The 26,477-nt window shown below is 72.0% G+C and carries 28 protein-coding genes and 1 tRNA gene; 11 read left to right on the top strand and 18 right to left on the bottom strand.

Annotation, left to right across the window (positions count from 1 at the left end; genetic code table 11):
• Nucleotides 1-104: 104 nt before the first annotated feature.
• Nucleotides 105-1,526 carry an extracellular solute-binding protein gene (locus ACZ60W_RS03840; RefSeq protein ID WP_469753729.1) on the bottom strand — a complete coding sequence of 474 codons (1,422 nt, stop codon included), beginning with the start codon at nucleotides 1,524-1,526 and terminating at the stop codon, nucleotides 105-107.
• A 532-nt stretch (nucleotides 1,527-2,058) separates the two neighbouring features.
• Here ACZ60W_RS03840 and htpX point away from each other — a divergent pair.
• The 4 genes from htpX to ACZ60W_RS03820 all read left to right on the top strand — a co-directional run bounded on the left by htpX (nucleotide 2,059) and on the right by ACZ60W_RS03820 (nucleotide 6,216).
• Nucleotides 2,059-2,967, top strand: a complete 909-nt coding sequence (gene htpX, locus ACZ60W_RS03835; protein ID WP_469753728.1) for a zinc metalloprotease HtpX — start codon at nucleotides 2,059-2,061, stop codon at nucleotides 2,965-2,967.
• Between the two features lie 4 nt (nucleotides 2,968-2,971).
• Entirely contained in the window at nucleotides 2,972-3,646 is a 675-nt protein-coding gene (gene pspAB, locus ACZ60W_RS03830) for a PspA-associated protein PspAB (protein ID WP_469753727.1), read from the top strand.
• Nucleotides 3,647-3,799: 153 nt separating this feature from the next.
• The gene (locus tag ACZ60W_RS03825) at nucleotides 3,800-5,245 is read left to right on the top strand and encodes an MFS transporter (protein WP_469753726.1); all 1,446 of its coding nucleotides are present in this window, start codon (nucleotides 3,800-3,802) and stop codon (nucleotides 5,243-5,245) included.
• Nucleotides 5,246-5,361: 116 nt separating this feature from the next.
• Nucleotides 5,362-6,216 carry a helix-turn-helix transcriptional regulator gene (locus tag ACZ60W_RS03820; RefSeq protein WP_469753725.1) on the top strand — a complete coding sequence of 285 codons (855 nt, stop codon included), beginning with the start codon at nucleotides 5,362-5,364 and terminating at the stop codon, nucleotides 6,214-6,216.
• Between the two features lie 70 nt (nucleotides 6,217-6,286).
• Here the strand turns inward: ACZ60W_RS03820 and ACZ60W_RS03815 are convergent, their stop codons facing one another.
• From ACZ60W_RS03815 to ACZ60W_RS03770, 10 genes are all read right to left on the bottom strand, one after another.
• A complete protein-coding gene (locus tag ACZ60W_RS03815; protein ID WP_469753724.1) occupies nucleotides 6,287-7,234 on the bottom strand; it encodes a 3-oxoacyl-ACP synthase III family protein in 948 nt (315 codons plus the stop codon).
• 22 nt (nucleotides 7,235-7,256) lie between these two features.
• The gene (locus tag ACZ60W_RS03810) at nucleotides 7,257-8,237 is read right to left on the bottom strand and encodes an aldo/keto reductase (protein ID WP_469753723.1); all 981 of its coding nucleotides are present in this window, start codon (nucleotides 8,235-8,237) and stop codon (nucleotides 7,257-7,259) included.
• A 9-nt stretch (nucleotides 8,238-8,246) separates the two neighbouring features.
• The gene (locus tag ACZ60W_RS03805; RefSeq protein WP_469753722.1) at nucleotides 8,247-8,822 is read right to left on the bottom strand and encodes a carboxymuconolactone decarboxylase family protein; all 576 of its coding nucleotides are present in this window, start codon (nucleotides 8,820-8,822) and stop codon (nucleotides 8,247-8,249) included.
• 36 nt (nucleotides 8,823-8,858) lie between these two features.
• Nucleotides 8,859-10,451, bottom strand: a complete 1,593-nt coding sequence (locus ACZ60W_RS03800) for an FAD-dependent monooxygenase (RefSeq protein WP_469753721.1) — start codon at nucleotides 10,449-10,451, stop codon at nucleotides 8,859-8,861.
• 3 nt (nucleotides 10,452-10,454) lie between these two features.
• Nucleotides 10,455-10,748, bottom strand: coding sequence for a putative quinol monooxygenase (locus ACZ60W_RS03795; protein WP_469753720.1), 294 nt, complete (start codon nucleotides 10,746-10,748; stop codon nucleotides 10,455-10,457).
• Entirely contained in the window at nucleotides 10,745-11,458 is a 714-nt protein-coding gene (locus tag ACZ60W_RS03790; protein ID WP_469753719.1) for a histidine phosphatase family protein, read from the bottom strand. Before ACZ60W_RS03790 ends, ACZ60W_RS03795 begins: the two co-directional genes overlap by 4 nt.
• Before the next feature lie 14 nt (nucleotides 11,459-11,472).
• A complete protein-coding gene (locus ACZ60W_RS03785; protein ID WP_469753718.1) occupies nucleotides 11,473-11,727 on the bottom strand; it encodes an acyl carrier protein in 255 nt (84 codons plus the stop codon).
• Nucleotides 11,728-11,806: 79 nt separating this feature from the next.
• Nucleotides 11,807-12,808: a beta-ketoacyl-ACP synthase III gene (locus tag ACZ60W_RS03780; RefSeq protein ID WP_469753717.1), complete on the bottom strand. Its 1,002-nt coding sequence runs from the start codon at nucleotides 12,806-12,808 to the stop codon at nucleotides 11,807-11,809.
• Nucleotides 12,805-13,812 carry an AvrD family protein gene (locus ACZ60W_RS03775; protein WP_469753716.1) on the bottom strand — a complete coding sequence of 336 codons (1,008 nt, stop codon included), beginning with the start codon at nucleotides 13,810-13,812 and terminating at the stop codon, nucleotides 12,805-12,807. The genes ACZ60W_RS03780 and ACZ60W_RS03775 overlap by 4 nt, the downstream gene beginning before the upstream one ends.
• A gap of 22 nt (nucleotides 13,813-13,834) precedes the next feature.
• The gene (locus ACZ60W_RS03770; RefSeq protein ID WP_469753715.1) at nucleotides 13,835-14,329 is read right to left on the bottom strand and encodes a hotdog fold thioesterase; all 495 of its coding nucleotides are present in this window, start codon (nucleotides 14,327-14,329) and stop codon (nucleotides 13,835-13,837) included.
• Nucleotides 14,330-14,625: 296 nt separating this feature from the next.
• Here ACZ60W_RS03770 and ACZ60W_RS03765 point away from each other — a divergent pair, with 296 nt between their 5' ends.
• The 4 genes from ACZ60W_RS03765 (at nucleotide 14,626) to ACZ60W_RS03750 (ending at nucleotide 18,739) form a co-directional block, all read left to right on the top strand.
• The gene (locus ACZ60W_RS03765) at nucleotides 14,626-15,549 is read left to right on the top strand and encodes an aldo/keto reductase (RefSeq protein WP_469753714.1); all 924 of its coding nucleotides are present in this window, start codon (nucleotides 14,626-14,628) and stop codon (nucleotides 15,547-15,549) included.
• 156 nt (nucleotides 15,550-15,705) lie between these two features.
• The gene (locus ACZ60W_RS03760; protein ID WP_469753713.1) at nucleotides 15,706-16,479 is read left to right on the top strand and encodes a class I SAM-dependent methyltransferase; all 774 of its coding nucleotides are present in this window, start codon (nucleotides 15,706-15,708) and stop codon (nucleotides 16,477-16,479) included.
• 41 nt (nucleotides 16,480-16,520) lie between these two features.
• A complete protein-coding gene (locus ACZ60W_RS03755; RefSeq protein WP_469753712.1) occupies nucleotides 16,521-17,429 on the top strand; it encodes a menaquinone biosynthetic enzyme MqnA/MqnD family protein in 909 nt (302 codons plus the stop codon).
• Nucleotides 17,426-18,739, top strand: a complete 1,314-nt coding sequence (locus tag ACZ60W_RS03750; protein WP_469753711.1) for a cytochrome P450 — start codon at nucleotides 17,426-17,428, stop codon at nucleotides 18,737-18,739. The genes ACZ60W_RS03755 and ACZ60W_RS03750 overlap by 4 nt, the downstream gene beginning before the upstream one ends.
• Nucleotides 18,740-18,755: 16 nt before the next feature.
• Here ACZ60W_RS03750 and ACZ60W_RS03745 read toward each other — a convergent pair whose 3' ends face one another.
• Nucleotides 18,756-19,526, bottom strand: coding sequence for a helix-turn-helix transcriptional regulator (locus ACZ60W_RS03745; protein WP_469753710.1), 771 nt, complete (start codon nucleotides 19,524-19,526; stop codon nucleotides 18,756-18,758).
• A 157-nt stretch (nucleotides 19,527-19,683) separates the two neighbouring features.
• Entirely contained in the window at nucleotides 19,684-20,628 is a 945-nt protein-coding gene (locus ACZ60W_RS03740) for a ScbA/BarX family gamma-butyrolactone biosynthesis protein (RefSeq protein ID WP_469753709.1), read from the bottom strand.
• A gap of 527 nt (nucleotides 20,629-21,155) precedes the next feature.
• Here ACZ60W_RS03740 and ACZ60W_RS03735 point away from each other — a divergent pair.
• Nucleotides 21,156-21,761 carry a TetR family transcriptional regulator gene (locus tag ACZ60W_RS03735; RefSeq protein ID WP_469753708.1) on the top strand — a complete coding sequence of 202 codons (606 nt, stop codon included), beginning with the start codon at nucleotides 21,156-21,158 and terminating at the stop codon, nucleotides 21,759-21,761.
• Nucleotides 21,762-21,843: 82 nt separating this feature from the next.
• A complete protein-coding gene (locus tag ACZ60W_RS03730) occupies nucleotides 21,844-22,455 on the top strand; it encodes a ScbR family autoregulator-binding transcription factor (protein ID WP_469753707.1) in 612 nt (203 codons plus the stop codon).
• Between the two features lie 106 nt (nucleotides 22,456-22,561).
• Here ACZ60W_RS03730 and ACZ60W_RS03725 read toward each other — a convergent pair.
• A tRNA-Pro gene (locus tag ACZ60W_RS03725) sits at nucleotides 22,562-22,635 on the bottom strand.
• A 579-nt stretch (nucleotides 22,636-23,214) separates the two neighbouring features.
• Between ACZ60W_RS03725 and ACZ60W_RS03720 the strand changes: the two genes are divergently transcribed.
• Nucleotides 23,215-24,423 carry an acyl-CoA dehydrogenase family protein gene (locus ACZ60W_RS03720; protein ID WP_469753706.1) on the top strand — a complete coding sequence of 403 codons (1,209 nt, stop codon included), beginning with the start codon at nucleotides 23,215-23,217 and terminating at the stop codon, nucleotides 24,421-24,423.
• 70 nt (nucleotides 24,424-24,493) lie between these two features.
• On the opposite strand, the gene ACZ60W_RS03715 is transcribed toward ACZ60W_RS03720, so the two are convergent.
• From ACZ60W_RS03715 to ACZ60W_RS03700, 4 genes are read right to left on the bottom strand one after another with little or no spacing between them, the layout of a single operon-like run.
• A complete protein-coding gene (locus ACZ60W_RS03715) occupies nucleotides 24,494-25,069 on the bottom strand; it encodes a GAF domain-containing protein (protein ID WP_469753705.1) in 576 nt (191 codons plus the stop codon).
• The gene (locus ACZ60W_RS03710) at nucleotides 25,066-25,689 is read right to left on the bottom strand and encodes a GTP-binding protein (protein WP_469753704.1); all 624 of its coding nucleotides are present in this window, start codon (nucleotides 25,687-25,689) and stop codon (nucleotides 25,066-25,068) included. The genes ACZ60W_RS03715 and ACZ60W_RS03710 overlap by 4 nt, the downstream gene beginning before the upstream one ends.
• Nucleotides 25,667-26,044 (bottom strand): DUF742 domain-containing protein, encoded by a 378-nt coding sequence (locus tag ACZ60W_RS03705; protein ID WP_469753703.1) that lies wholly within the window; start codon nucleotides 26,042-26,044, stop codon nucleotides 25,667-25,669. The genes ACZ60W_RS03710 and ACZ60W_RS03705 overlap by 23 nt, the downstream gene beginning before the upstream one ends.
• Nucleotides 26,041-26,475, bottom strand: coding sequence for a roadblock/LC7 domain-containing protein (locus tag ACZ60W_RS03700; RefSeq protein WP_366306877.1), 435 nt, complete (start codon nucleotides 26,473-26,475; stop codon nucleotides 26,041-26,043). Before ACZ60W_RS03700 ends, ACZ60W_RS03705 begins: the two co-directional genes overlap by 4 nt.
• Between the last annotated feature and the right edge of the window lie 2 nt (nucleotides 26,476-26,477).

The following is a 26,477-nucleotide window of genomic DNA, read 5'->3' as shown; positions in this document are numbered from 1 at the left end:
GCGCCCCCGCCCCCCCTCCCCTCCCCCCCTCCCCCCCCCCCCCCCCCCCCCCCCCCCCCCCCCCCCCCCCCCCCCCCCCCCCCCCCCCCCCCCCCCCGGTTCCGTCACTGGTTGGCCAGGACCTGGTTGACCTGGGACTCGGCGGTCGAGAGGAGCTTGTCGACGTCGGCGTCCTTGTTGGTGAGGATGCCGGACATCACGTTGTCCAGGACCTTGTAGATCTCCTGGGCCTTCGGCGGCTCCGCCTTGCCGGCGACCGGGTTGTCCATGAACGCCTTGAAGTTGGCGACCGGCATGGTGGCGTTGGCCGTCCGGGCGGCGTCGTCCGTCGCCTTCGCTTCGTTAAGCCAGAAGTTGGGCTGCGGAAGGCCGACGGGGAGGTCGTCGGACTTGGTGCGGGCCCAGTCGAACTGGCCCTTGCCGACGGTGGTGAACTTGAAGTTCAGCCAGGCGATGCCGGCCTTGACCTTGTCCGGGGAGATCCCCTTCTTGATCATGTAGCCGTTGCCGCCGGCGAGGGTGTTCTTGCCGCCGGGGATCGGGCCCATGCCGAAGTTGTCGTACTTGGCGCCCAGCTGCTGGACCATGTACGTGATGTCGTCGGGGGCGGCGAGGAACATGCCGAGCTTGTCGGTGGCTATCTGCTTCTGCAGGTCGCCCCACTGGAGGAGCTGGGTCTTGCCCATGCTGTCGTCCTCCCAGCGCATCGCGTGGAGGTTCTTGGCGAGCTGCTTGCCGAGGTCGCTGTTGAAGGCGGCCTTCTTGCCGCTCGCGTCCACCACGTCGCCGCCGAGGCTGTACATCTGCGCCGTGAAGTGCCAGCCGCCGGTGTTGCCCGCGCTGTACTCGCCGAAGCCGGCGACGCCGTTGCCGAGGCCCGCGATCTTCTTCGCGGCGGCCCGGACCTCGTCCCAGGTGCGCGGCGGGGCGTCGGGGTTCAGGCCCGCGTCCTTGAAGAGCTTGCGGTTGACCAGCAGGCCCATGGTGTAGTTGCTGGTGGGCAGCCCGTAGAGCTTGCCGTCCTTCTTGAGGGTGCCGAGGACGTTCGGGTCGATGTCCTTCAGCCCGGGGACCGTCTTGTCGTTGACGTACGCCGAGATGTCCTCGGCGCCGTCCTCGGAGAGGACCTGCGGCAGGTCGGTGAAGTAGGTGTAGAAGACGTCCGGCTGCGACTTCGCCTTGAGCATCGCGGTGAAGCGCGGCGGCTCCAGACACTGCCCGGGGGTCGACCGGCCCTCGATCGTGACGTTCGGGTAGGTCTTGTTGAAGGCGGCGACGTCCTCCTTCCACTCCTTGAGCTCCGCCGCCTTCGCCGCCGGGGGCATGCAGTCGATCGTGATCGACACCTTGGTCTTCGGGTCCAGCGGGGCGGAGGCGTCGGCCGGGCCGGTCGCCTGCGAAGTACCGCCACCGTCGTCGTCGCTGCTGCTGCTCGTGCCGCAGGCGGCGAGCGCGGTCAGCGTCATGGCGGAGACGAGGGTGACCGCGCTGGCGCGGCGGGTACGACGGAACCTGGCACTTCTCATCGGGTGGTCCCCTTCGGGCAGGAACGTGGAGGTGGCCCCACCATCGGTCGGCGTCTGCGTTGTGGGGCGCGGCACACTCAACCACCCCCAACAAGTGAACGCAAGATATCGCGCTCATTTCGTAATTGCTCGACAATCGGGCCCGTCATCGGTCGACACCCCCTCCCACCACCTCGGGGCCCGGAAGCGGCCCACCCGTTCACACCCGCCCCGGATCCGAAGGTGTCGACCAGGCCGACAGCGTTCCCTTCACCGGAACGCTCACGCATGTGCAAATTTTGCAACGGATCTTCGAGTTCTTCCGCAACCCCCGCCCTGTCGATCCCCCCGGGTCCGGCCCCGAAGGGGTGCCGGCCCCCAGGCCCGCACGGGCCCGTACGGTTCGCGAACGCACGAGGACGGGCGGGCCGGGGCGGCGGGTCACCGGCGGTGTCGGCGTCGGCGGTGGGCCGCCCGTTCCGGCGTCCGGGGGCGCACACTGGCAGGAGGAGCGGGAAGCCGGTCCCGCCCAGGCGTGGAAGGGGGTGCGGGCATGCCCACCTCGTCCCGCTCGCGCTACGCCCCGGACCGGGGGCTCGACGCCCGCATGGCGACGACGATGTTCCTCATCGGACTGCTGTACGTGGTCTTCGTCGGCGTCCTGCTGGTGCTGCTGCGCGGCGCCTGGCCCGTCGTCCTGCTGGTCACGGGCGCGCTGTTCGTCGGACAGTTCTGGTTCAGCGACCGGATCGCCGCCCTCGGGATGGGCGCGCGCGAGGTCACCCGCGCGCAGGCTCCCGAGCTGCACGGCACCGTGGACCGCATCTGCGCCCTGGCCGACATGCCGAAGCCGAAGGTCGCGATCGCCGACAGCGACGTGCCGAACGCCTTCGCCACCGGCCGCGGCGAGAAGACGGCGCTCGTCTGCGTCACCACCGGCCTGCTCCGCCGGCTGGAGCCGGAGGAACTGGAAGGCGTCCTCGCGCACGAGATGTCGCACGTGGCGCACCGGGACGTCGCCGTCATGACCGTCGCGTCCTTCCTCGGCGTCCTCGCCGGGATGATGACCCGGGTCGTGCTCTACAGCGGCCTCGGACGCAGCAGGGACGCCACCATGGGCGCCGCGGTGATCCTCGTCCCCGTCGTCAGCGCCGCCGTCTACGTCGTCAGCTTCCTTCTCACCCGGGTCCTGTCCCGCTACCGCGAGCTGGCCGCCGACCGGGCCGCCGCGCTCCTCACCGGCCGGCCGTCGGCCCTGGCCTCCGCCCTCACCAAGGTGAGCGGCGAGATGGCGCGCATCCCGACGAAGGACCTGCGCAAGGCGGAGCCGTACAACGCCTTCTGGTTCGCGCCCGCCTTCTCCTCCAAGGAGAGCCTGGGACGGCTGCTCTCCACCCACCCCACCCTGGAGCAGCGGCTCGACCAGCTCGCGCGGATCTCGGCCGGGCTCGGCGAGGTGTGACGGCGTGGGGCTCCTCGACAGCATCCTGGGGCGCGGCCGGCCGGTACGGCCCGACCTGGACCGCCTCTTCGGCCTCCCGGCGGCCGCGCTCACCCTCCGGGCGGGGACCGGCTTCGCACCGACCGGCACGGCGTCGGTCTGCTTCGCGGCGGTGGAGGGCGGCTCGTTCACCCGCCTCAAGGAGGACGTACGCGACCTGCTCGACGTGGCGGCGGGGGCGGAACCGGAGGAGGGACCGGACGGCGACGCGGACGCGGCCCCGGGGGCCCCTCCCGTGGCCTACGCCCCGGACGCGTACGGCTACACCTGGCTGACCGTCCGGCGGCCCGCCGATGACCTGATCACGCTGGTCAACGACCTGCACGCGGTCCACACGCTCCTGGAGGAGGCCGGGTTCGGCGCGAACCTGCTCTGTTCCCTCACCGCCTTCCGCGCGCCCGGGAACTCCCCGGAGCCCGGCCGGGAGCGGGCGCGCGACCTCGCCCTCGTCTACCTCTGCAAGCGCGGCACCTTCTATCCGTTCGCCCCGCGCGCGGACCGCGCCCAGGCGCGCGACACCACCCTGGAACTCCAGGTGCGGGGGCTGCTGAAGGGCGAGCTCGCGACGGAACCGGACCTGGAGCGCTGGTTCCCGCTCTGGGGCGCCCCGGGACTCGGCCCGGCCCCCACCGGGGGCTGAGGAGGCCCACCGAGGGCTGAGGAGGCCCGCCGGGGACCGAGGAAGCCCGCCGGGGAGGGCCCCGGCGAGGGTGTCACTGGCAGTACCACCCTCGGCCGTGGTGGCCTCAGGCAAGGGCTGGCTGGTCCTCCCGGCTCCGATCAGGGTGGAGCCATGACTAGCGTTGAAACCGCGCAGACGAACGTCGCGGCATCGGGAGCCGTGCGGATGAGCGGCCGCCAGACGGCGGCCCTCGTCGTCCTCCTGGCGTCCCAGTTCATGATGGCCGCCGACTTCTCCGTACTGAACGTGGCTCTCCCGGAGGTCGGGGTCTCCCTCGGCTTCTCCACGGGGAGCCTGCAATGGATCACGACGATGTTCGCGCTGTGCGCCGCGGGCTGCACCCTCGTCTTCGGCCGGGTCGGCGACTTCGTGGGCCGGCGGCGCATTTTCATGGGCGGCATGGTCGTCCTGGCCGTCTCCTCGCTGCTCGGCGGCGTCGCCGGCAGCCCGGCGATGCTGCTGGTGGCCCGCACCCTGCAGGGCCTGGCCACCGCGGCCGTCACCCCGGCCGCCCTGGCCCTGCTCACCACCGCCTTCACCGAGCCGTCGCTGCGCGCCCGCGCGCTGGGGCTCAACAGCATCATGATGAGCGGCGGGTTCAGCGTCGGCGCCATCCTGGGCGGCGTGCTGACCGACGCCCTCTCCTGGCGCTGGGCCTTCTTCATCAACATCCCCGTGGCCCTCGCCGCCCTCGTCGTGGTGCCCCTGGTCGTCGAGGAGAGCCGGGCCGAACGGCGCAGCCGGATCGACGTGCCCGGGGCGGTGCTGATCACCCTCGGCATGTTCGCCGGCGTCTACGGCGTCACCCGCGTCGGCGAGGAGGGACTGGACGCCGTCGCCGGCGGCTGCCTGGCCCTCGCGGCCGTCCTGCTCGGCGCCTTCTGGATGGTGGAGAGCCGTACCGCCGACGCCCTGGTGCCGGTGAAGATCCTCAAGACGCCGGAGATGGCCTGGGGGAATCTGGCCGCGCTCTTCATCTTCGGCGGCGAGACCGCGCTGATCTTCTTCACCGGTCTCTACGTGCAGAACGTCCTCGGCCTGTCGTCCATGACGGCGGGACTCGTGCTCCTGGGCATCGGCGTCGGACAGATCATCGCCGGTGTCGTGGGCCCGCGCATCCTGCAGAAGGTGCCGCCGCACTCGCTGCTCGGGATCTCGCTCTTCTTCCAGGGAGCGTTCATGCTGTTCGGCGTGTGGGCGTCGGCCGACTCCGCCTGGCTGGTCCCGCTCATCGCCACCCAGTTCGTCAACGCCTTCTTCTCGATGCTCGCCGCACTCTGCTTCATGGTCATCGCCACCTCCTCGGCCGACGCCGACGCGCAGGGCATGGCCACGGGCATGGCCACGCAGAGCCAGCAGGTCGGCATCGCCATCGGCATCCCGCTGGTCAGCGCCGTCTTCGCCGGCGTCATCGGGCAGGGCGCCGTGTCGCCCGCCGAGGAGCTCTCGGGCATCCACACCGCGATCGGTGTGACCGGCACCGCACAGGTCGTGGTCGGCCTCGTGCTGTGGCTCGTGCTGCGCGCCCGCTCCCCCAGGACGACGACGACCGTCTGACACCCCCGCGCGGTCGTCGTCCGCGGCCGGTGAGCGGATCTCCGCTCACCGGCCGCTTGCTGCCATGTGCCCCGGTGCCGATTGCCATCGCGCCGGTGCTCTTCATAATGAGAGAGGTGGACCAGATCATGAACGCGGACCTCGGCAGTTACCTTCGGCAGATGCGTGAGCGCGTCCGGCCCGAGCAGAGAGGACTCCGCTCGGGCGGCGCGCGCCGGGTCCCGGGCCTGCGCCGCGAGGAGGTGGCGACCCTCGCCGGGGTCAGCCAGACCTACTACACGAGGCTGGAGCAGTCGCACACCGCGCACGCCTCGCCCCAGGTCCTGCTCTCCATCGCCCGCGCCCTGGAGCTGAACAGCGACGAGCAGGACTACCTGCTGAAGATCGGCTCGCCGGAACAGCCCGGGCGGAACAAGCCCCGGGACGGGCAGCTCGCCGCCCCCACCCGGATGCTCCTGGAGACGCTCGACTCCGTCGCCGCGGCGGTGCTGAACTACCGCTGCGACCTGGTCGGCTGGAACCCGCTGTTCCACTCGCTCTTCGCGCCGCACCTCGACTTCGACCTCGTCGACGACCCGGTCCGGCGCCCCAACATCATCAAGATGAACTTCCTGGACGACGAGGTGCGGTCGCTGTACGCCGACTGGCGGACGGAGTCGGAGGCGAACGTCGCCTATCTGCGCTTCATCTCCGGAAGCCACCGCCACGACCCCGAGCTGGCCGGCCTCATCGGCGAACTGACCATTCACAGCGCCGAGTTCGGCGCACTGTGGTGCCGCCAGGACGTGGCCAACTGCGTGGAGGGCACCAAGCTCTTCGACCACCCCGTGGTCGGTGAGCTGGAGTTGATGTACCAGTCCGCGCAACTCCCGGACGGCAACATCCTGAAGTTCTACCACGCGGAACCCGACTCCCCCCACGAGGCCTCGCTCCGGCTGCTGCGGGTGGACCTGGAGTCCCACGCCGGCTGAACACGACGCCGCCCGACGCGAGGGGCCCGGCCGGTGGAAACCGGCCGGGCCCCTCGTCCTCGCGGACGCGTCACACGTGGCGCAGGGCCGTGACGCCCCAGGTGAAGCCGGAGCCCCCGGTCGCCACGATCACCAGGTCACCGCTGTGCACGCGGTCGCCGTCCTCCAGCTCCCGGAGGGCCTGGAAGGGGTCGGAGCCGCCGAGGTGCCCGTCCAGGTGGTACTGGAACACGCTGCGGCTCTCCGGCACCCCGAGCTCCGCGAGGTACTTGCGCTGGGTGTCCTGGTTGCCGTGCGTCACCAGGAAGTGGGCGACGTCGTCCACGGTCGCGCCGATCTCCGCGAGCACCCGGTGCGTGAGGCCCGTGAAGTTCGCCAGGAACGCCTCCCCCAGACCGTCGAGCCGGTCCCCGCGCTCCACCTTCACGTCGCCGTCCCGGAGCACCCCGTAGTAGGAGTCGACCCACTGGGGCTCGGTGTGGTGCGCGGCGGCCGGCACCTCGTACCGGCCCCGCTCCGAGAGCAGGACGGCGGTGGCGCCGTCGGCGAAGTTGAACAGCTCGAAGTACCCGGTCGAGTAGTCCACCAGCCGGCTCAGCCGGTCGGAGACGATCACCAGTGCGTGCCGGTGCGCACCGGAGCGGACCTGCTCGTCGGCCAGCTTGACCGCGACCATGCCGGCGTTGCAGAAGTTGGAGACCTCGAAGCAGTGCGCGTTCTCGATCCCGAGCTCTCCGGCGATCTTCGCGGCGGGCGACCAGAACGGGGCGCCCCAGTCGCTGCCGCCCGCGTAGATCACCAGGCCGATCTCGTCGAGCGGCACCGGGGTGCGCCGGAAGAGGTCGCGCGCGGCGTCGATCCCCAGGCCCCAGGGCGTCTCGTCGTCGGCGAGGACCGAGAAGGTCCCCGACGGCAGCACCTGTGCCAGCTTCTCGGGGGTGTACCCCGAGGCCCGGCTCACCTCGGCGACGGTGCGCCTGCCGCGCGGCCGCGCCAGGGCGTAGTCGGCTATTCCCATGTCACATCCACCTGTTCCACGATCAGACGTATTCGACGACGGCGTGCGGCACGTACGGCCCTTCGAGCCGTGCGGTCTCGGCGGCGTCCAGACTCAGGTCGAGGGCCGCCACGGCGTCCGCGAGGTGGTGCGGACGGGTCGCCCCCACCACGGGCGCGGTGATGCCGGGCCTGCCCAGCATCCAGGCGAGGGCCACCTGGGCCATGGGGACGCCGCGTTCGGCGGCGATCTCGGCGACCGCGGCCGCGACCTCCCGGTCGGCCCGCTCCGTGGGGCCGTAGAAGCGGTCCTGGACCGGGTCGCCCGCGGTGCGCCGTGACTCCGTGTCCCAGGGCCGCGCGAGACGGCCCCGGGCCAGCGGGCTCCACGGCGTCACGCCCACGCCCTCCTCGCGGCAGAACGGGAGCATGTCCCGCTCCTCCTCCCGGTTGAGGAGGTTGTAGTGGTTCTGCATGCTCACGAACCGCGTCCAGCCGTGCAGGTCGGCGACGTACTGCGCCTTCGCCAGCTGCCAGGCGTGCATGGAGGAGGCGCCGATGTAGCGGACCTTCCCGGCGCGGACGACGTCGTGCAGCGCCTCCATCGTCTCCTCGACCGGGGTGTCGTAGTCCCAGCGGTGGACGATGTAGAGGTCGATGTAGTCCGTGCCCAGGCGCCGCAGACTGGCGTCCAGTTCACGGTGGATCGCCGACCTCGACAGCCCGCCGGAGAGGGGGTTGTCGTCCATCTTCTCGTACACCTTGGTCGCGACGACGACGTCCTCGCGGCGGGTCAGCTTCCGCAGGGCGCGGCCGAGGAACTCCTCGCTGGTGCCCAGGGAGTAGATGTTCGCGGTGTCGAAGAAGGTGATGCCGAGGTCGAGTGCCTGGGCGATGTAGGGAAGGCTCTCGTCCTCGCCCAGCGACCAGGGATGGGTGCCCAGCCCCGGCTCGCCGTAGCTCATGCACCCGAGGGCGAGCCGGGACACCTTCAGGCCGGAGGAGCCCAGCCGTACGTACTGCACGTCGCTCCCTCAGCCGGACTCGGTCCGGGCGGCGTCCCGCACCTCGGTCAGCCGGCCCCAGGAGGCGATGCCCTCGTCGATCGGGATGTCGAGGCTGGCCAGGTACATCGCGGTCATGGCGCTGTGCCCCGCGAGGTGGGTGATCTCCGCGATCTCGTTCTGGGAGTAGAACGCGCGCAGGGCGAAGAAGGTCTCCGCGCTGGCCTTGTGGTCCTCCATGCACTCGCTGACGTACCGGACGAGCGCCGCGCGCCCGGGCGGCAGCTGCGCGTAGTCGGCCTCCTCGATGGCCTTGATCTCCAGGTCGTCCAGGCCGGCCTTCCGCGCGAGCGGGTAGTGCAGGAAGCGCTCGAACTCGCTGTCGCGCAGGTGGGCCACGCGCAGGACGACGACCTCGCGGTCGAGCAGACCGAGCAGGCCGACGGTGAACGTGCCGCCGAGGGCGAGGTGCGCCGCGGCGGAGTTCTTGGTGAGCAGCAGGGCCCGGGTGAGGTTGGACTGGAACTTCTCGTAGACGGCGAGCTGTTCGGGCGTCATGTCGTCGACCTCGGTCAGGACGACGCGGGGGGTGGTGGTGTCGGTCATGGGGTGCTCCTTCGAGAGGGGAGGGGATGAAGCGGTTCAGACGGCCGCGGCGCGGACGGCCGTGCGCGGCGCGGCCGGGACGTCGGGGCCGATGCTGCGCCGGCCGAGCGCCTCGGCCACGGCCCGGACGGTGTGCGCGGGCCGGTGGACGTCGAGGGGCACGGCCGTGGCGAGGTGGCCGTCGGGGCGCACCAGCAGGGCGTGTGCCGTCCGGGGAAGGCGGGGCAGCAGCGGACCGGTCGGGCGTCCGCCGAGGTCATGCACGGTGGCCGCGGACAGTTCGCCGCGCAGCGAGCCGACCAGGGAGACCCAGGCGTCGTGGCCGTACCGGAGTCCCGGCCAGAGCAGCACGGTGTACCGGTGGACGGCCAGGACCGGGACGCCACCCGCGTCGAGCCAGCCCAGCGGGACGCGTTCGCCGGGGACGAGCGCGTTCCCGCGCTGCCGCGCGCCGTAGTGGGTGTCGATCTGGGCGAGGCGGGGGGCGAGCAGCTTCTCCAGCGCCCGGGTGCCGCTTCCGACGCGGTAGGCGAGGTCGCGGGCCAGGGTCTGGCGGCGGCTGGAGTAGAGGCCGATGCGGGCCAGGCGGGTGGACAGGTCGGCCACCGCGTCGACGGCGGGCCGCCGTTCGGTGTCGTAGGTGGCGAGCAGGTCGGCGGGGTAGTCGCCGCGCAGGACGCCCGCCAGCTTCCAGCCGAGGTTGACCGCGTCCTGGATGCCGGTGTTGACGCCCTGGGCTCCCGAGGGGCTCATGGCGTGGGCGGCGTCGCCGACGAGGTAGACGCGGCCCTTGGCGTAGCGGCCGGCCGACCGGACGTGCGCGGTGAAGACGCCGCTGAACTTCATCTCGCCGAGCCGGCGGTTCCCGGGGACCCGCTCGGCCAGCAGCGTCTCGAAGAAGGACCGGTCGGGCCGGTCCCCCGTCCAGCCGTCGGGGACGCTGGCGCCGACGCGGAAGATCCCGTCCCCCAGCGGGGCGAGCACCATGTTGCCGCCGCGGGTCAGGTAGTAGGCCGCCTCGCTGCTGGTGGTCTCGCCGAGGATCTCGGCGTCGGTGATCGCGAGCCGGGTGCGCAGGGTGCGCCCGGCGAACGCGAAGCCGAACGCCTCGCGCACGGTGCTCTTGTGGCCGTCCGCGCCGACGACGTAGTCGTAGGTGCGGGACTCCTGGCGGCCGTCGGGGAGCCGCAGGTCGCAGCGGACCCCGTCCCGGTCCTGGGAGCCCCCGACGAAGGTGGTGTCGTAGGCGACGGTGCCGCCCAGCTCGGCGAGGTGGCTCTCCAGGACCTGCTCGGTGCGCCACTGCGGGATGGTGATGGCGAAGGGGTACGTCACCCCGCGCAGCCGGTCGAACCGGACCAGGCCGATCCTCTTCTTCTGCGAGTAGTAGTTCATCTGGTCGAAGTAGTGGCCGCTGTCGACCAGCTTCCGCCCGACGCCCACCCGGTCCAGGAGCTCCAGGACGCGCGGCCACAGGATGGTGGCGCGGGAGTGCGGACTCTCGCGGCGCAGCTCGGAGATGATGTCCACCCGCACGCCGTGGGCCAGCAGTTCGCAGGCGAGCACCATGCCGACCGGCCCGGCGCCCACGATGAGGACGCGCGGCTGCTCTCGTGTCTCGTCGTCCATGGCTCAGACGTCGAGGGGGCGCAGCCGGTGCACGGCCGGCGCGGCGGTGTAGGCGCCGTCGACCTCGGCGAGGAACTCCGCCACGTACGGCTGCTTCATGTGCAGGTCGATGGCGTCCTGGTCGGCCCACTCCTCCACCAGCACGACGGCGTTCGGGTGGTCCGCCGACAGCAGGGCGTCGAAGCGGAGGGCTCCCTCCTCGGTGCGGGTGGCCTCGCACAGCGCGCGGAAGGCGGCCTGGGTGGCCTGGAACCGGTCGGGTTCCACGTCGAAGACGACGGTGATCTCGATGCTCATGGTCGCGTTGCTTTCTCGTGGTCGGGTCGGTCGGATACGAGGCTGTCGAGGGGGACGGAGGGGCCGCCCGGCCCCGCCTCGGGGGTGACGTCGGGCTCGCCGTCGCGCGCGGGGACGCCGGCGGCGCGGAGCACGGCGCGTGGCCCGCCGTCCGGAGGCCACTCGATGTCGAGGCAGGTCGCGGAGCAGGTGGCGACGAGCGGGCGGGCGCCGGTCGCCCCGCCCGTGAGGGCGAGCACCAGCAGGTTCACGACCCCGCCGTGGGTGACGGCCAGCACCGCTCCGCCGGTCCCCCGCTCCGCCCGTGCGATGTCGCCGAGGGCGCGGGCCGCGCGGGAGAGCACGGCGCGTCCGGTCTCGCCGCCCTCGGGGGCGTAGTCGAGGTCGTCGAGCAGCCTGCGCAGGGTGTGGGGGTGCTCCCGCGCGAAGGCGGCCCGGTCCCGGCCGTCGAGGCCGCCGAGGTGCCGCTCGCGCAGCCCGTGGACGCCGTGGTGCGGCACCCCGAGACGGCTCGCCGCGTACGAGGCCGTCTCCGCGGCGCGGGTCAGGGGGGAGGAGTAGACCGCCGACCAGGCGCCGGGACTCAGGGTCCCGGCGACCCGGCGCGCCTGGCGCCGCCCCGCCTCGTTGAGCGGCACGTCGGCCTGCCCCTGGAAGAGGTCGGCGGTGTTGCGGTCGGTCTCTCCGTGCCGGAGCAGGACGATGCGCACGGTGGTACCGGTGCTCAGACCGCGGCCGGCGCGGTGTCGTCGAGGCGCGCGACGACCTCGGCGGCCTCCTCGACGGTCTGCCGCGAGTTCAGCACGCCCTCCTCTATGGAGACGCCCAGGCGCTTCTCCAGGATGAGGGAGATCTCCAGCAGGGCGAGCGAGTCCACCTCGACGTCCTCCAGCACGGTCGTCCGGGTGGCGTCCTCGGCGGGGACGTCGAACTTGCCGGTGAGGATTTCGATGATCATCGTTGCGACGGAGCCGGACATGGGTGCCTCTTCTCTGTGGGAGGTGTGGGTGCGGTGGGGGGTGGGGTGGGGGGGAGCCTGCGGTCGGGTGGGGGGCGGGTCAGGTGGGCGGAAGGTCGGGCCAGGTCACCGTCGCGGAGCCCCAGGTCGCGCCGCCGCCGAAGGCGGTCAGCAGCACGCGGTCGCCGGTACGCAGCTCCCCCTCGGCCATCCCGTGCGCCAGGGCGAGCGGGATGGAGGCCGCCGAGGTGTTGCCCACCCGGTCGATGTTGATCACGCAGCGCTCGGGCGCGATGCCGAGCTGCTCCGCGACGGCGTGCAGGATGCGGGTGTTCGCCTGGTGGCCCACGAGCCGGTCGACCTGCCCGACGTCCCAGCCGGTGCGGCTCAGGGTGGTGCGGGAGGACTGCGCCATGCGGCGCACCGCCGCGTGGAAGACCGACTTGCCCTCCATCTGGAAGTAGCGGTGCTCCTCGCGTGGTTCGCCGCCGCCGACGCGCTCCTCGGCGCCGCCGCCGCGCACCGTGATGAGGTCCGCCATGGTGCCGTCGCTGGCGAGCTGGACGTCGTGCACGGCCCCCGGCTCGTCCGCCCGGCCGGGCCGCAGCAGCACGGCGCCGGCGCCGTCGCCGAAGATGACGGACGTGGTCCGGTCGGTCGGGCTGAGGAGGGTGCTGAACGACTCGGCGCCGATGACCAGGACGCGTTCGGCGTACCCGGCCAGCACGGCCGCGGAGCCCGCCTGCAGCCCGTAGAGGAAGCCGGAGCAGACGGCGGCCACGTCGTAGGCCGGCACCTCGCCGAGGCCCAGCTTGGCGGCGACGGTGGGCGCGGTGGCGGGGCACGGGCGGTCCGGGCTGGTCGTGGCGACGATCACGAGGTCGGCCGTGTCCTCGCCGGCGTTCTTCAGCGCCCGCCGGCCGGCCTCGGCCGCCAGGTCGCTGGTGGTCACACCGGGCTCGACCACGTGCCGCTGCGCGATGCCGGTCCGGCTGCGGATCCAGGCGTCCGACGTGTCGAACCGCTCGGCCAGGTCGTCGTTGGTCACGACGCGGGCGGGCACGTGGCCCCCCACGCCGGCGATCACTGCTGCACGGGTCATGGGGCGACGTGGCCTTCCGGGAGCCGGTGGGCGACCGAGGAGCGCACCCTCAGACCGGGCAGCTCGCCCGTGATGTCGAGGGTCCGCCACGTCTCGCCGCGCATCCGGTGCAGCTGGGCGTCCGCCAGCGCGGCCTCGACCGGGAGGTCGGTGTCGCCGCGGTCGGGGCGCGAGGCGGTGAGGGTGGTCTGCCGCATCCACAGCGTGTTGCTGTCCTGGCGGCGCATGCCGTCGAGGTCGTACAGCATGATCTGGGCGAGCTGGAGCACCGTCACGAACGCGTCGACCATCGAGACCGACGGCTGGAAGGCGCCTTCGAGCCCCGCGCGGGGCACGACGGCGTCGTCCTGCGTGAGCGTGAGCGCGGAGCGCGCCCGCAGCAGCGCCGGGTCGACGTCGACCTGGCGGACGTGCTGGGTGCGCCGGGTGAATCCGGTGCCGAAGTAGCGTCCGTCCGCCGGGCCGAGGAGCGCGTCGAGCGGCGTCGCGGCCCGCTCGTCGGCGAGGGAGCACGCCGAGGAGTGCTCGACCTCCACCCGGACGCGCATGGTGCCGATCGCGCAGTCGACCCGGGACACGGACCTGCCGGGGGCCCGCGGGACCGGCTCGGTCCCCCGCACGGTGGCCTCGGCCCGCAGGCCCTCCAGGTCCTCCTGGGGCGCGGAACCGGCCGAGAGCCGGACCGAGCGCAGCCAGGCGTCCCGCAGGTCGCCGCCGGGCCCGCCCAGGCAGGCTTCGGCCAGCTGGCCGGCGACCACGAGGCCGTCGACGGTGCTGAAGTGCGGGCGGAGGTCCGAACCGGCCTTCTTCTTCGACCAGTCGGCGGGGTAGCGGACGCCGACGGTCGTGCGCGCCGTCACGGTGTCCTGGGGGCCACGGGCCAGGAGGACGTCGCCGATGTCGTAGGCGACCCGGCGGAAGCCCCGGCCGAAGAACCGTCCGCCGGCGGGCCCGAGGAGGTCGTCGATGGACTCCGCTCTCGGTGGTGCTGAACTCGTTTTCATGGGTGCTCCGTTCACAGCGTGGTCACGGGGTGGCGCGGCCGATGGCGCCGGCCGTCCGCGGTGCCGCTCCTCCGCCGGCCCGGTGGTCTCGTGGCCGTCGCGGCTTGCGGCGACGGATGGCGCAGGTGAGGCGGGCGGTGCAGACGCGGTGGTCCAGTTCGTCGCGGATGCTGATCTCGTAGGTGGCCATCGACATCCGCTCGGCGAGCGGGGTGCAGATTCCGCGGAGAATTCCCGAGGAGACCCACCGGTGGTGCACACAGGACAGGTCTATTCCGACCGCGTTCCCGCCGGGTCCGGCGTAGAGGAAGGCGGCGACGGATCCCAGGGTCTCCGCGAAGGCCGCGTTCGCCCCGCCGTGCAGAATGCCGAGGGGCTGTCGATTCCTCGCCACCGGCATGGTGCCCACCACGAGCCCCGGTTCACAGGTGACGATCTCGATTCCCATGCGCCGTGTCAGTTGTTCGGTCTCGTACGCCTCGTTGATGGGTATGGGACCGAGGGTCTCTTGCGGCATCGGGTGCTCCAGTTTCTCCGACCGGATCGGCGTGCCAGGAAAATTAGAACAGTGCGATTCGGAATCGGGAAGCGAGTGGCCGCTTGATGTCACGCGGGCAACCGAACGCGCGGGCGGGCGGGTTCCTTTCGTGGCAGATAGCTGCCAGCGGCTCCGCCACCGGCCTGACGCGGTCGGGGCGGGCAGTAGATTCCCTCCCTGTCCGGCCGCGCGACCGGCCCGCAGGAGAGAGAAGGATTCCCGTGCAGAAGGTTTCGATCGGCACTCTCGAAACGTCCCGGATCGGTCTGGGAGCCATGTCGATGTCCGATTACTACACCGGCGCGCGCAGCGACGACGCGGAGGCGCGGCGGACCGTGCGCCGGGCCCTCGACCTGGGCATGGGCTTCATCGACACGGCCGAGATCTACGGCCCGTTCGTCAACGAGGAGCTCGTCGGGGAAGCCGTCCGGGGACGCCGCTCCGAGGCCGTCATCGCCACCAAGTTCGGGCTCGTCTCGCACGCCGGCGGGGGCCCCGACACCATCGACAGCTCCCCGAAGAACGTGCGCGCCGCCGTGGAGGGGTCGCTGCGGCGCCTGGGGACGGACTACATCGACCTCCTGTTCCAGCACCGGGTCGACCCGGACACGCCCATCGAGGACACGGTGGGGGCGATGGCGGAGCTGGTGGCGGAGGGGAAGGTCCGCGCCCTCGGGCTCTCCGAGGCCGGCCTGGAGACGGTGCGCCGCGCGCACGCGGTCCACCCCCTCGCCGCCCTCCAGATCGAGTACTCGATCTGGACCCGCGAGCCCGCCGAGTCGCTGCTGCCCGCCCTGCGCGCACTCGGCATCGGCGTGGTCGCCTACTCACCCCTCGGGCGGGGCTTCCTGACCGGGGCGATCCGCAGCCGCGAGGTCCTCGACGAGAAGGATTTCCGGCTGTCCACCCCCCGTTTCCGCGACGGCAATTTCCAGGAAAATCTCAGGTTCGCGGACGAGGTCGCGGCCGTCGCCTCGGAGATCGAGGCGACCCCGGCACAGGTGGCACTGGCCTGGATCCTCGCGAAGGGCGACGACATCGTCCCCATTCCGGGAACGAAGCGCGTCGCCCGCGTGACGGAGAACGCCGCCGCCGCGTCGGTCGTCCTCTCCGCCGACCACGTCCGCCGGCTCGACCTCATCAGCCCGCCCGCCGGCGAACGGTACGCCGAGGGAGATCTCTCCCGCACCGGAATCTGACGCACCCGTCCCGGCAGCCCGACGCCATCGCGGAACCCTTTTCCCTTTTCACGGGGCCGGACCGGCAGCTAATTGCCAGAACCGAATTCCCGGGCAATTCCCCGGCGATTCCCCCGTATCTTCTCCCGGAGAACATCCCTCTCACAAAGGATTCCCGTGGAGAAGTACGGCCAGACGCTGTTCACGCTCGACTCCGCCGAGGAGGAGCGGCTCGCGCTCCTCGCGGAGGTGTTTGACCCGCTGTGCCGGGAGACGCTGCGCGACCTGGTGATAGCCCCCGGCGCCCGCTGTCTCGAAGTGGGCGCCGGATCGGGCTCGGTCGCCTCCTGGCTCTGCCAGGAGGCGGGCGAGGGCGAGGTCGTCGCCACCGACATCGACCCCGCCCTCCTCGACCGGATCGAGCACCCCCGGCTGCGGGCGCTGCGCCACGACGTCACCACCGACCCCTTCCCCGAGGACTCCTTCGACCTGGTCCACGCCCGGCTGGTGCTCAGCCACCTGCCGCAGCGCGACGACGTGATGCGCCGCATCCTCGGCTGGCTGCGCCCGGGCGGCTTCGTCCTCATCGAGTCCTTCTGCTGGTTCCCGATCGACAGCTCGCCGCACCCGCTCTACCGCAAGGTCATGGGGGCGTGGAGCGACCTGATCTGCGGCACGCTGGGGACGGACAGCTGGTGGTCCCGCAGCCAGCCGGCCTCCTTCGCCGGCTACGGCTACCGCGAGGTGGGCGCGCGCACCCACACCCAGAACGTGCGCGGCGGCACGCCGCTCGCCGACTTCTGGCGGCTGACCGTGCACATGTCGCACGCACGGCTCGTCGAGGGCGGTCATGCGACCGAGGACGAACTCCAGGGCTTCTACGCATTGTTGGCGGACCCCGACTTCTGGGACCTGACGCCCGCCCTGATCCAGTCGTGGGGCCGCAAGTAGGCCGGGCGTCCGCCATCCGCTCCCGACACCAGGAGTCCACCGTGTCCTTCCCCGCCGTCACGGCGCGACCGGGCGCCCTCGGGGCGCCCCGCGTCGGCCTGATCTCCTTCCTGAACTGCCGTCCCCTGCTGTGGGGACTGCGGCGGACGGGATCGCTGCCCGACATCAGACTGCTCAGCGCGGAGCTCGCCGGAGAGCGGCTGGTCTCCGGCGAGCTGGACATGGGGCCGATCTCCCTGGCCGCGTACCTGCGGCACACCGACGACCTGCTCCTCCTGCCCGGCCTGGCGATCGCCGCCGAAGGCGCCGTCCTGTCCTGCAACATCGTCACGCCCGGCCCCCTGGACGCGCTCCGCACCCCCCGGGTGGGCCTGACGTCGACCAGCAGGACGACCGCCCTTCTGGCCCGGATCCTGCTGGAGGACGTCGTCGGTCTGTCCCCCACCTACTTCACCGGCCCGCCGGACCCCGCGGCCCTGCTGGAGGAGGGGGACGCGGCCGTCGTGATCGGCGACCCCGCCCTGCGCGCCTTCTTCGACGGGCAGGCCGACGCCTGGCAGCCCGCCCCGTGGCAGGCCGAGGGGAGGCACCGGGTCCACGACACGGCCGCGCTGTGGACCGGGTGGACCGGGCTGCCGATGGTCTTCGCGGTGTGGGCGGTGCGCCGGGAGTACGCGCGCCGCCGCCCGGAGGCGGTCGCCGACGCCCTCGACCGCCTCCTCCACGCCCGCGACGTGGGGCTCGGCTCGCTCGGCGAGGTGGCCGCGCGGGAGGCGGAGACATCGGGCTTCACCCGTGCCCAACTCGAGGTCTACTACCGCACGCTGCGGTACGACCTCGACCCGCGCGGCCTCCTCGGGCTCACCCGGTTCGCCGAACTGGCGGCCGCACGGGGCGAGGTCCCCGCCCTCAGGGACGTGGAGCCGTTCGGGACAGGGGCGGGCCGGTGAACCGCGACGTCTCGTGCCCGTACGCCGGTCCCGCGGGCGACCCTGCCGCGACGGCGCGCGGCCTCCTCGATCCCGAGGCCCGGGCTCACCCGTATCCGCGCTACGAGGAGATCAGGGCCGCGGAGCCCGTGTGGATGGACGGCGAGCACCCCGTCGTCGTCCTCGCCTCCCACGCGGCGTGCTCCGAAGTCCTGCGCGACCCCCGGGCCAGCAACGACCGCGGCCACGCCTCCCTGTACCGGGCGGGCGGTGACGGCGGGGGCTCCGACGGCGGGCCGCGGGCGGAGCTGCCCTCCTTCCTGTTCGCCGACCCTCCCCGGCACACCGTCCTGCGCCGGCTGACCGCCGGGGACTTCACGCCCCGCGCGGTCCGGCGGCTCACCCCGATGGTCAAGGACCTGATCGACGGGCTGATCGACGACATGGGCGAGGCGGTCGCGCGCGGCGACGTCCTCGACGGCGTCGGCGCCTTCGCCTCCCCGCTCCCCGTCACCGTCATCTGCCGGGTGCTCGGCATCGACACCGGAGAACGCGGCTGGTACCGCACGCGGTCCTCGCTGCTCGGGCGCGCGGTCGACCCGTACATGGCCTTCCTGGGTACGCCGGCCCCGGGGGCGGACGCACGCCTGCGGGCGGAGGGGGAACTGACGGAGTTCTTCTCCCGGCTGGCCGCCGAGCGCCGGGCCGAGCCGCGCGACGACGTGATGTCCCGGCTCCTCGCCGCCCGCGTCGACGGCCTGCCGCTCTCCGACGAGGAGATCGTGACCACCTGCCGGCTGCTGCTCAACGCGGGGCACGAGACGACGGTCAACCTCCTCGCCAACGGCCTGTACGCGCTGCTGCGCCGGCCGGGGGAGCTGGCGGCCCTGCGCGACGACCCCTCGACCGCCCCGGGACTCGTCGAGGAGCTGCTCCGTCTCGACGCGCCCCTGCAGATCGTGCACCGCCACGCGCGCGAGGACATGGAGGTACGCGGGACGAAGATCCCGCGGGGCACCACGATGGTGCTGCTCCTCGGCGGGGCCAACCGCGACGCCGACGTCTTCGCCGGCCCGCACCGGCTCCGCGCCGACCGCCAGGAGGCGGGCCGGCACCTGTCGTTCGGGCTCGGGACGCACTACTGCCTCGGGGCGCCGCTGGGGCGGCTGGAGGCGGAACTCGCCCTCGTCCGCTTCGCCCAGCGGGTCACCGCCCCGCGCCTCGTGGACGAGGAGGTTCCCTTCCGGCCCCACGTCGTGCTGCGCGGCCCCGAGACGCTGCCCCTGCGGGCGGCGTCCGTACTCCCCCGCGACCTGCCCTGGAGGGTGTGACCGGGCGCGCCGGGCCTCAGATCCAGTGGCGCCGGGCCGCTTCCGCTCCCGCCTGGAAGCGGCTCTGCGCCCCCATCCGCAGCATCACCCCCGCGATGACGCGCCTGAGGGTGCGCACGGAGAGGCCGGTCCGGCGGGAGATGCCCTCGTCGGTGAGGCCCTCGGCCAGCAGCCGCAGCGCCTCGCGCTCGCGCGGCGTGAGGCCGAGGGCCTCCTCCACCGCGTCCCGCGGGGCCGGCGCGACGCCGTCGAACCGGGCGTTCAGCCGCCAGGTCGCGTCGAAGAGCGCCTTGTAGGCGGCGACCAGGGTCCTGCCGCGCAGCAGCGTGCAGGACCACGACCCGACGTCCGGCGTCATCGGCAGGACCGCGAGTCCGTCGTCGAGCACGATCATCGGCCCCCCGGACCGGGACATGGTGCGCAGCAGGGCCCCGGTGTCCGCGATCCTCCGGACGTGGTCGGGGAGCCGGTCACGGTCCTCCCCCTCCGCCTGGAGGAGCACGCGCACCCGCGTGCCGCGCGCGACGGCGAACCCGCCGAGGGCTCGGGCCTGTTCGCACACCCGGGGGTCGTCGAGCAGTTCGGGGGACAGCATCACGCTCAGCTCCCCGACGCTCGTGCGGCGCAGTGCGTCCATGACGAGAGCCAGGCTGTCGGACCAGCTCGCCGGCCGCACGGCGGGCGGTTCGGCCGGTGTGTCGTGGGTCCGCGGCCCCGGGACGGTTCCCGGGGCCGGCCGGGCACGCCCGCCGTGGCGCCGCTGGGCCGTCCGCTCCGTCTCCTGCATGGTTCTTCTCCCCCTCGTGGATGTGACGCTCGTCTTCGGCGGACGCCGCCCGCGTCCGGTCGGCGCGGGAGCGGCGCACCGGTCCCCCGACGGGTTCCCGGGCGCGGCCGGCGGAGCCGGACGCCCGCGCCCGGTCCGGTCCGCCGTGGACGCCGGGTCAGTAGCTCCGGGCGAAGTGGTCGACGGCGGGCGCGCGGTGCGCGGTGACGAGGGCCGTGAAGGCGACCGCCCCGTCCTGGACCGCCGTCACGCGCGTCGACACCTCGCCGGAGGTCTCCTCGGAGAGCACCTGGGCCTCGACGACGCACGGCCGGTCGAACTCGACGTACTTGTCGAAGACGCTGTCCATCCCGGTGATCCGCACCGTTCCGGGGTACGCGACCGCCAGGGTGGCCTGGCGCGCCGCCTCCACGAGGAGCATCCCCGGGACGTGGTCCGTCTCGTGGTCGAAGAGGACGGGGTGCCGTCCGTCCGTCCTCAGGAGGAAGCGGTGCGGTGCTCCGCCCGGCGCCAGGACGACGTCCCGGGGGCGGTCCCGTCCGACGTGCTCCGCGGGGACGGGCGCGGGGAGCGAGACGGGCGGCAGGGTCGAGCTGAGGAGCTTGCGGTAGGGGTCCCTCAGCCGGGCGATGACGGACGGGGAGTGGCTGGTGAAGCGCGTCGTCGCACTGCCCAACCGCGCCCCGTCCCGGCTGAGTTCGGCGGTGAGCACCATGGCGACGGGCCGGCCCCCGCGGCTGACGACGTCGCGGCAGCGGACGGCCAGGCGTATCTCGGCGGGGGCGGCGCTCGCCCTCAGGGCCTCCTGGTCGACGGACCACGTCAGGTGGTCCCAGATCTGGCGGTGGTCCTCCGGCGCCCCGTAGCCGAGGTGGCTGAGTAAGGGGATGCACTGGCGGACCGTCTCGACGACGAGCAGCGGGTCGTGCCACCCCGCCACGACGTCGTAGAAGCTGTGGGACCGGGGCCACTGGGCGGTGACGGCGAACGTGTCGTCGCCCTCGCGCTCGTAGCCGGTGAGGAGGACCTCGCTGACGGCGGACTTGTGGACCAACTGCCGCGGGACGGCCGTCACTCCAGCGGTGGGGAGGGTGTGGGGCATGTGCAGTACTCCGAACCTCACGAGCAGATGCCTGCATTCGATCGAGAGCACGAACGTCGTCGTCCGTAGAGAGCCGCAAGCCCTGCGGCCCAAGAAAGATAAAGGACGGTTGTTTTTTTTGTCGACCTCATTTGACGCACTCCGAAGGCCGCCACCCGAGACAACCAGGAGCCGGTCACAGCCACGCGTCCGGCGGGTAACGAACACCTGACGAGGCGGATTCCCCCTGTTCAAGCCAACCCTGACCCATCGGGCTTACGATCGTCGGGAAGCGACACACCGGCCGTCCCGTGAGGAGCGTCACAGAACTCCGGGCCGTCCGGAGGGGCGTAAACAAGGCGATCGCTCTGTAAGTTGCGGCCAGATCGAGCCGAGAGCGCCGACCCGTCCGCCAGGACGACGGTTTCTTTGTAGAGTCTTTACTTCCGATGACTCCGGGACGGGCCCGGCGCCGCGGCCCGTGCGCGGCGTCGTCGGCATCCCCGGTGGAGCGGGTGCGAACCGGCAAGCAGACAAGGGCCAGAGTCATGACACAAGAGCGCGCCGCGCGCACACGGGCGGCCCTCATCCGGGCCGCCGCCATCGAGTTCGACCGTCACGGGTACGCGGCGACCTCGCTGAACCGGATCTCGACGGCCGCCGGCCTCTCGACCGGCGCGCTCACCTTCCACTTCGAGAACAAGGACGACCTCGCCGACGCGGTGGTCCTCCGTGCCCGCCAACTCATCGGCGTGACACCGGAGGAGGCGGCCGGCACGGAGCCGGGGCGCGAACCCCTGGCCCAGATCGGCGACCTGGTGTCCGACCTGGTGGACCGCATGCACGAGTCGGTCGAGGTCCGCTGCTCCCTCCGCCTCGAACTCGACCGGCCCGACGCCGAGACGACCTGGTCGTCCCCGTGGTTCGGCGCCGTCCGGCGGCTGGCCAGGCAGGCGCACCTGAGCGGCGCCCTCCCCGAGCGGCTGCGCCCCGAGCAGGTGGAGATGCTCGTGGCCCTGTTCGTCTACGGGGCGGGCTGCCTGCCCCGCGCCGGCCGGGCCCGCGTGCCGGAGATGCCCCGGGAGGAGTGCTCCCGGCTGTGGGACACCCTCTGGGAAGGGGTCCGGCGCCCGCTCGACCCCCCTGCGGGCTGATCGCGTGACCCGACGTAAAATACAGATCGATCGTTTTCTGAAGGGACGGACCACGATGTCCAAATTGCGCCAGGAGCGTGCCGTGAGGACGCGTGAGACCGTCCTGCGAGCGGCCGCCGAAGTCTTCGACGAGTGCGGGTACCACGCCGCCAGCATCCGGACGATCATGGAGAAAGCCCAGGTCACCCAAGGTGGTATGTACTTCCACTTCAAGTCGAAGCGGGAGATCGCCGAGGCGGTGGTCGCAGCCCAGCAGAGTTTCGTCGAGCTGCCGAAGGGCCAGGACGGGCTCCAGCGGCTCATCGACACCAGCTATCACCTCGCCCAGGAACTCCAGAACAACGTCCTGTTTCGTGCGAGCGTCCGCCTGGCCGTCGAGCAGCAGGAGTTCGGCGGCCGCGACGCCACGGCCTACGACGAGTGGGCGGAGCACTTCCACCGTCAGCTGATGGCCGCCCGCACCCGCAACGAGCTGCGCTTCGGCGTGGACGAACGGGAGTTCGCGACCATCCTCATGGCGTCGTACTCCGGCGTGCAGCTCTACTCCCACATCTCCACGGGCCGCCGCGACCTCCTGGAGCAGGTCGCGGCCCTGTGGCGCTACTTCCTGCCGGCGGTCGCCCGCGAAGAGGTCATCACCCGCCTTCGCGTCACCCCGCCGGTCGCCACCACGACGAGGAACCTCGTCGGCTAGGCCGCCCCTTCCGGATCCCGGCCGTCGCCCGGACCCGTCCGGGAAACGGTCAAGGGGCCGTTTCAGATCGCTCTGAAACGGCCCCTTGAACCACGACTCTTTCGAGTCGGGACGACAGGATTTGAACCTGCGACCCCTTGACCCCCAGTCAAGTGCGCTACCAAGCTGCGCCACGTCCCGGTGCCCGTCTGACCTGGGGTTTCCCCTGGCCGAACGCGCATGAGAACAATACCGCACTTTCGAGGGTGGTCACGAACGCCTTTCCCGGGACACGGGAGGGCGCGCGCGGGAACGGGATGCTCACTCTGTGTGATGCGCCGGGGCGCCCGGAGATGCGACCGCACGCCCCCTGGGCAGGGCCGAAAGGGGCGGCGCGGAGGTCCGGCAGGCCCGCCACCTGGGCAGGAGAGAGGGCCGGAAGAGATCCGGAATGCCGTCTCTCTGGTGATGAAGGGGTGCATGGGGTGAAGCGGAGGGTCTCGGGGCCATATGCCCACACCTTCGATGCCTTTGGCATGTGGCAGAAAGATGCTCACGGGGAAGGGACCCGGGATCGGACCGAACAGGCCGAGAGCACGCGAAACACAGTCGGAAACAATCGTCAACCGTTCCGGTTTCGGCCAAAAATCGTGGCGATATTGCTCCACCCCGGAAAGATCAACACCATGAAGTGGTCGGCCTGTTCGGGACGGGACCACTGCCGATGCACCACCTGCCCGGTCAACCCCACCGGTCAGGCGTTACGCGGGAGGGACTCGGATGGACAGCTACTTCAGCAGCCGACTGCATCATCAGCTCAGGAAGACGGTCCGCGATTTCGCTGAGCGTGAGGTGCGGCCCCGCATAGCCGAGATGGAGGCGTCCCGGACCGTCCACCACGAGCTGTCCCGGCGCATAGCCGAGCAGGGCTGGCTGGGCGCGACGATCAGCCCGGAGTACGGCGGCATGGGCGCCGGCCACCTGGCCAAGACGATCATCATCGAGGAGCTCTCCCGCGTCAGCGGCGCCATGGGCGCGATGGTCCAGGCATCCCAGCTGGGCACGGCGAAGATCGTCCACTTCGGCAGCGACGAGCAGCGCAAGACCTGGCTGCCCGCGGTCGCCGCCGGCGAGTGCCTGCCGACCATCGCGGTCACCGAGCCCGAGTCCGGTGGCCACGTCCTCGGCATGAGCGCCAGCGCGGTGCGGGACGGCGACGACTACGTCCTCAACGGCAGCAAGGTCTACGTCGGCAACAGCCACGTCGGTGACCTGCACGGCGTCGTGGTCCGGACCGGTCCCGGATCGAAGGGACTCACGGCCTTCCTGGTCGAATCCGATCGCCCGGGCTTCAGGACCGGTCCGCAGCAGCCGGCGATGGGCCTGCACGGCTTCAGCTTCGGCGAGCTGATCTTCGAGAACTGCCGGGTTCCGGCCGCCAACCGCCTCGGCGACGAGGGCGACGGGCTCGCCGTCGCGTACTCCTCCAGCGTGCTGTACGGCCGGGCCAACCTCACCGCGGTCTCCCTCGGCATCCACCAGGCGATCCTGGAGGAGACCACCCGGTTCGCCTCGGAGCGCATCCGCTACGGCAAGCCGCTCCACGACCTGCCGACGGTCAAGCTGAAGCTGGGCCAGATGCAGTCCCGGCTGATGACCGCCCGGCTCGCCGCGTACCACGCGGTGCACCTGCTCGACCAGGGCCTGTCCTGCGACGCCGAGCTGATGAACGCCAAACTCGTCAACGTGGAGTCGGCCGTCGACTCCGGCCGCAACGCCATGGAGATCCACGCCGCGGCCGGCCTCTTCACGGACCGGGCCATCGAGCGCTACCTGCGGGACGCGCACCACATCTTCGCCCCGGCCGGCACCTCCGACATCCAGCTCCTGCGCCTGGCCGAGGTCGCGCTCGGCCAGGACAAGGGCAGCTGGTCCGAGCGCCTCTCCGAGCTGGTCCGCACCCCGGACCTGGAGCCGGTGCACGCCTGAGCCCTCGGACGCCGGAGCCCCGGTGCGGCCGTCGCCGCACCGGGGCTCCGGTGTGTGTCCTGCGGGACCGTCAGAACATGCCGTCCTCGCGCCGGTTGATCTGCTCCATGAGCTCGGCCGCCATGCCCTTGATCGTCTCGAGACCGGCACGCCCCCACGGCCGGACGTCGGTGTCGACCACGCAGATGGTGCCCAGCGCGACGCCGGTGCGGTCGATCAGCGGCGCCCCCATGTACGAGCGGATGCCGATCTCGTCGACGACCGGGTTCCCCGCGAAGCGCGGGTAGTCGCAGACGTCCTCCAGGACGAGGGCCTTGCGCCGCACCACCACGTGCGGGCAGTAGCCGTGGTCACGGGCCATGAAGCGGCCGACGCCGCCACCGCCCGCGGCGGCCGCCGCGCCGAGGTCGCTGCCCGAGTGGGTGCCCTCGGGGGTGTGCAGCCCGGCGAAGAACTGCCGGTTCTCGTCGATGAAGTTGACCATCGAGAACGGTGCGCCGGTCACCTCCGCGAGGCGGTGGGCGAACTCGTCGAACGCCGGGTCCGGCCGCTCCCCGAGCCCGAGCTCGCGCAGCCGCTGGACTCGGGCCGGCGCCTCCTTGTCGACGGGGGTCAGCAGGAGGTGACCCGTCGGGTCGTACGTCATGGCGTGGCTCCGTAGCTCGGCACGGTGTCCGGGATCGTGGTGAGGAGGTGCTGCACGAGGGTCAGCAGGGTGCGGATGCCGGAACTGGAGATCCGGGCGTCGGTGAGGACGACCGGCACGTCCGGCTTGAGGTCGAGGGCGGCCCGTACCTCGTGGGGTTCGTAGCGGTAGGCGCCGTCGAACTCGTTGACCGCGACGACGAAGCGGATACCCCGCCGCTCGAAGAAGTCCACGGCGGAGAAGCACTCCTGGAGCCGGCGGGTGTCGGCGAGGACGACGGCGCCGAGGGCGCCCTCGGACAGCTCGTCCCACATGAACCAGAAGCGCTCCTGGCCCGGGGTGCCGAACAGGTAGAGCACGTGGCGGTCGTCCAGCGTGATGCGGCCGAAGTCCATGGCGACGGTGGTCGTGGTCTTGGACTCCACGCCCTCCAGGCTGTCGGTGGCGGCGCTGACCGAGGTCAGCAGCTCCTCGGTGCTCAGCGGTTCGATCTCGCTGACCGCGCCCACGAGGGTCGTCTTGCCCACGCCGAACCCGCCCGCCACCAGGATCTTGAGCGCGGTGGGGAAGGGGTCGGCCGCGGAGCCGTCATGACGCTCAGAGCCGTTGTCGTAGGCCATCGAGCACTGCCTCCAGCAAGGAACGGTCGGTTGGGTTGGCGTGGAAACGGGGGGCCCTGGCGGTGAGCGCCCCGCAGTCCACGAGGTCGGAGAGGAGGACCTTGGTGACCACGGCCGGGAGCCGTAAGTGCGCCGCGATCTCGGCCACCGAGGTGGGCCCGTCGCACAGCCCGAGGGCCAGGCTGTGTTCGGGCCCCATGTGCGTCTGCGGTGACGAACCGGTCGCCATCACCATCGACAGCAGGTCGAGTGCCGTGGTCGGCTTGGTCCGGCCACCACTGACGGTGTACGGACGGATCAGCCGGCCGGCGGCGTCGTCGAGCCAGGGCCCTTCCGAAGCGGGGGTCACGTTCACTGTCCCAGGCCACCGACCATGCCTGCGGCCTGCCGGGCGGGGGTGACCAGGTACGGCCGGACGCTCTTGACGAGCATCGCCATCTCGTAGCCGAGGACGGCGGCGTCCGCCTCGCGCCCGGCGAGGACCGCCAGGCACGTGCCGGAACCCGCGGTGGAGACGAACAGGAGGGTGGAGTCGAGCTCCACGACCACCTGCCGGACCTCGCCGCCGTCGCCGAACCGGGCGCCCGCGCTGCGCCCGAGCGAGTACAGCCCGGAGGCGAGCGCCGCCATGTGGTCGGCGGCGTCGGGGTCGAGGCCGTGCACGGACTTCACGAGGCCGTCGGAGGAGAGCAGGACCGCGTTGCGGGTGTACGGGACCCGCTGGACCAGTCCGCTCAGCAGCCAGTCGAGGTCCGAGGAATGGCCGGTCGGCACATTGCTCGCCATGG

Source organism: Streptomyces sp. NPDC104202 (assembly GCF_055584185.1).
This window is presented reverse-complemented; position numbering and strand designations above follow the sequence as displayed.

Bases quoted from the DNA above. Each gene is read 5' to 3' on its own strand.
- ACZ60W_RS03825 (WP_469753726.1), top strand. From the start codon at position 3,800: ATGACTAGCGTTGAAACCGCGCAGACGAACGTCGCGGCATCGGGAGCC.
- ACZ60W_RS03805 (WP_469753722.1), bottom strand. From the start codon at position 8,822: ATGACCGACACCACCACCCCCCGCGTCGTCCTGACCGAGGTCGACGAC.
- ACZ60W_RS03710 (WP_469753704.1), bottom strand. From the start codon at position 25,689: ATGGCCTACGACAACGGCTCTGAGCGTCATGACGGCTCCGCGGCCGAC.
- ACZ60W_RS03780 (WP_469753717.1), bottom strand. From the start codon at position 12,808: ATGACCCGTGCAGCAGTGATCGCCGGCGTGGGGGGCCACGTGCCCGCC.
- ACZ60W_RS03770 (WP_469753715.1), bottom strand. From the start codon at position 14,329: ATGCCGCAAGAGACCCTCGGTCCCATACCCATCAACGAGGCGTACGAG.
- ACZ60W_RS03800 (WP_469753721.1), bottom strand. From the start codon at position 10,451: ATGGACGACGAGACACGAGAGCAGCCGCGCGTCCTCATCGTGGGCGCC.
- ACZ60W_RS03715 (WP_469753705.1), bottom strand. From the start codon at position 25,069: ATGACGTACGACCCGACGGGTCACCTCCTGCTGACCCCCGTCGACAAG.
- ACZ60W_RS03720 (WP_469753706.1), top strand. From the start codon at position 23,215: ATGGACAGCTACTTCAGCAGCCGACTGCATCATCAGCTCAGGAAGACG.
- ACZ60W_RS03815 (WP_469753724.1), bottom strand. From the start codon at position 7,234: ATGGGAATAGCCGACTACGCCCTGGCGCGGCCGCGCGGCAGGCGCACC.
- ACZ60W_RS03775 (WP_469753716.1), bottom strand. From the start codon at position 13,812: ATGAAAACGAGTTCAGCACCACCGAGAGCGGAGTCCATCGACGACCTC.
- ACZ60W_RS03700 (WP_366306877.1), bottom strand. From the start codon at position 26,475: ATGGCGAGCAATGTGCCGACCGGCCATTCCTCGGACCTCGACTGGCTG.
- htpX (WP_469753728.1), top strand. From the start codon at position 2,059: ATGCCCACCTCGTCCCGCTCGCGCTACGCCCCGGACCGGGGGCTCGAC.
- ACZ60W_RS03765 (WP_469753714.1), top strand. From the start codon at position 14,626: ATGTCGATGTCCGATTACTACACCGGCGCGCGCAGCGACGACGCGGAG.
- ACZ60W_RS03785 (WP_469753718.1), bottom strand. From the start codon at position 11,727: ATGTCCGGCTCCGTCGCAACGATGATCATCGAAATCCTCACCGGCAAG.
- ACZ60W_RS03735 (WP_469753708.1), top strand. From the start codon at position 21,156: ATGACACAAGAGCGCGCCGCGCGCACACGGGCGGCCCTCATCCGGGCC.
- ACZ60W_RS03795 (WP_469753720.1), bottom strand. From the start codon at position 10,748: ATGAGCATCGAGATCACCGTCGTCTTCGACGTGGAACCCGACCGGTTC.
- ACZ60W_RS03840 (WP_469753729.1), bottom strand. From the start codon at position 1,526: ATGAGAAGTGCCAGGTTCCGTCGTACCCGCCGCGCCAGCGCGGTCACC.
- ACZ60W_RS03740 (WP_469753709.1), bottom strand. From the start codon at position 20,628: ATGCCCCACACCCTCCCCACCGCTGGAGTGACGGCCGTCCCGCGGCAG.
- ACZ60W_RS03745 (WP_469753710.1), bottom strand. From the start codon at position 19,526: ATGCAGGAGACGGAGCGGACGGCCCAGCGGCGCCACGGCGGGCGTGCC.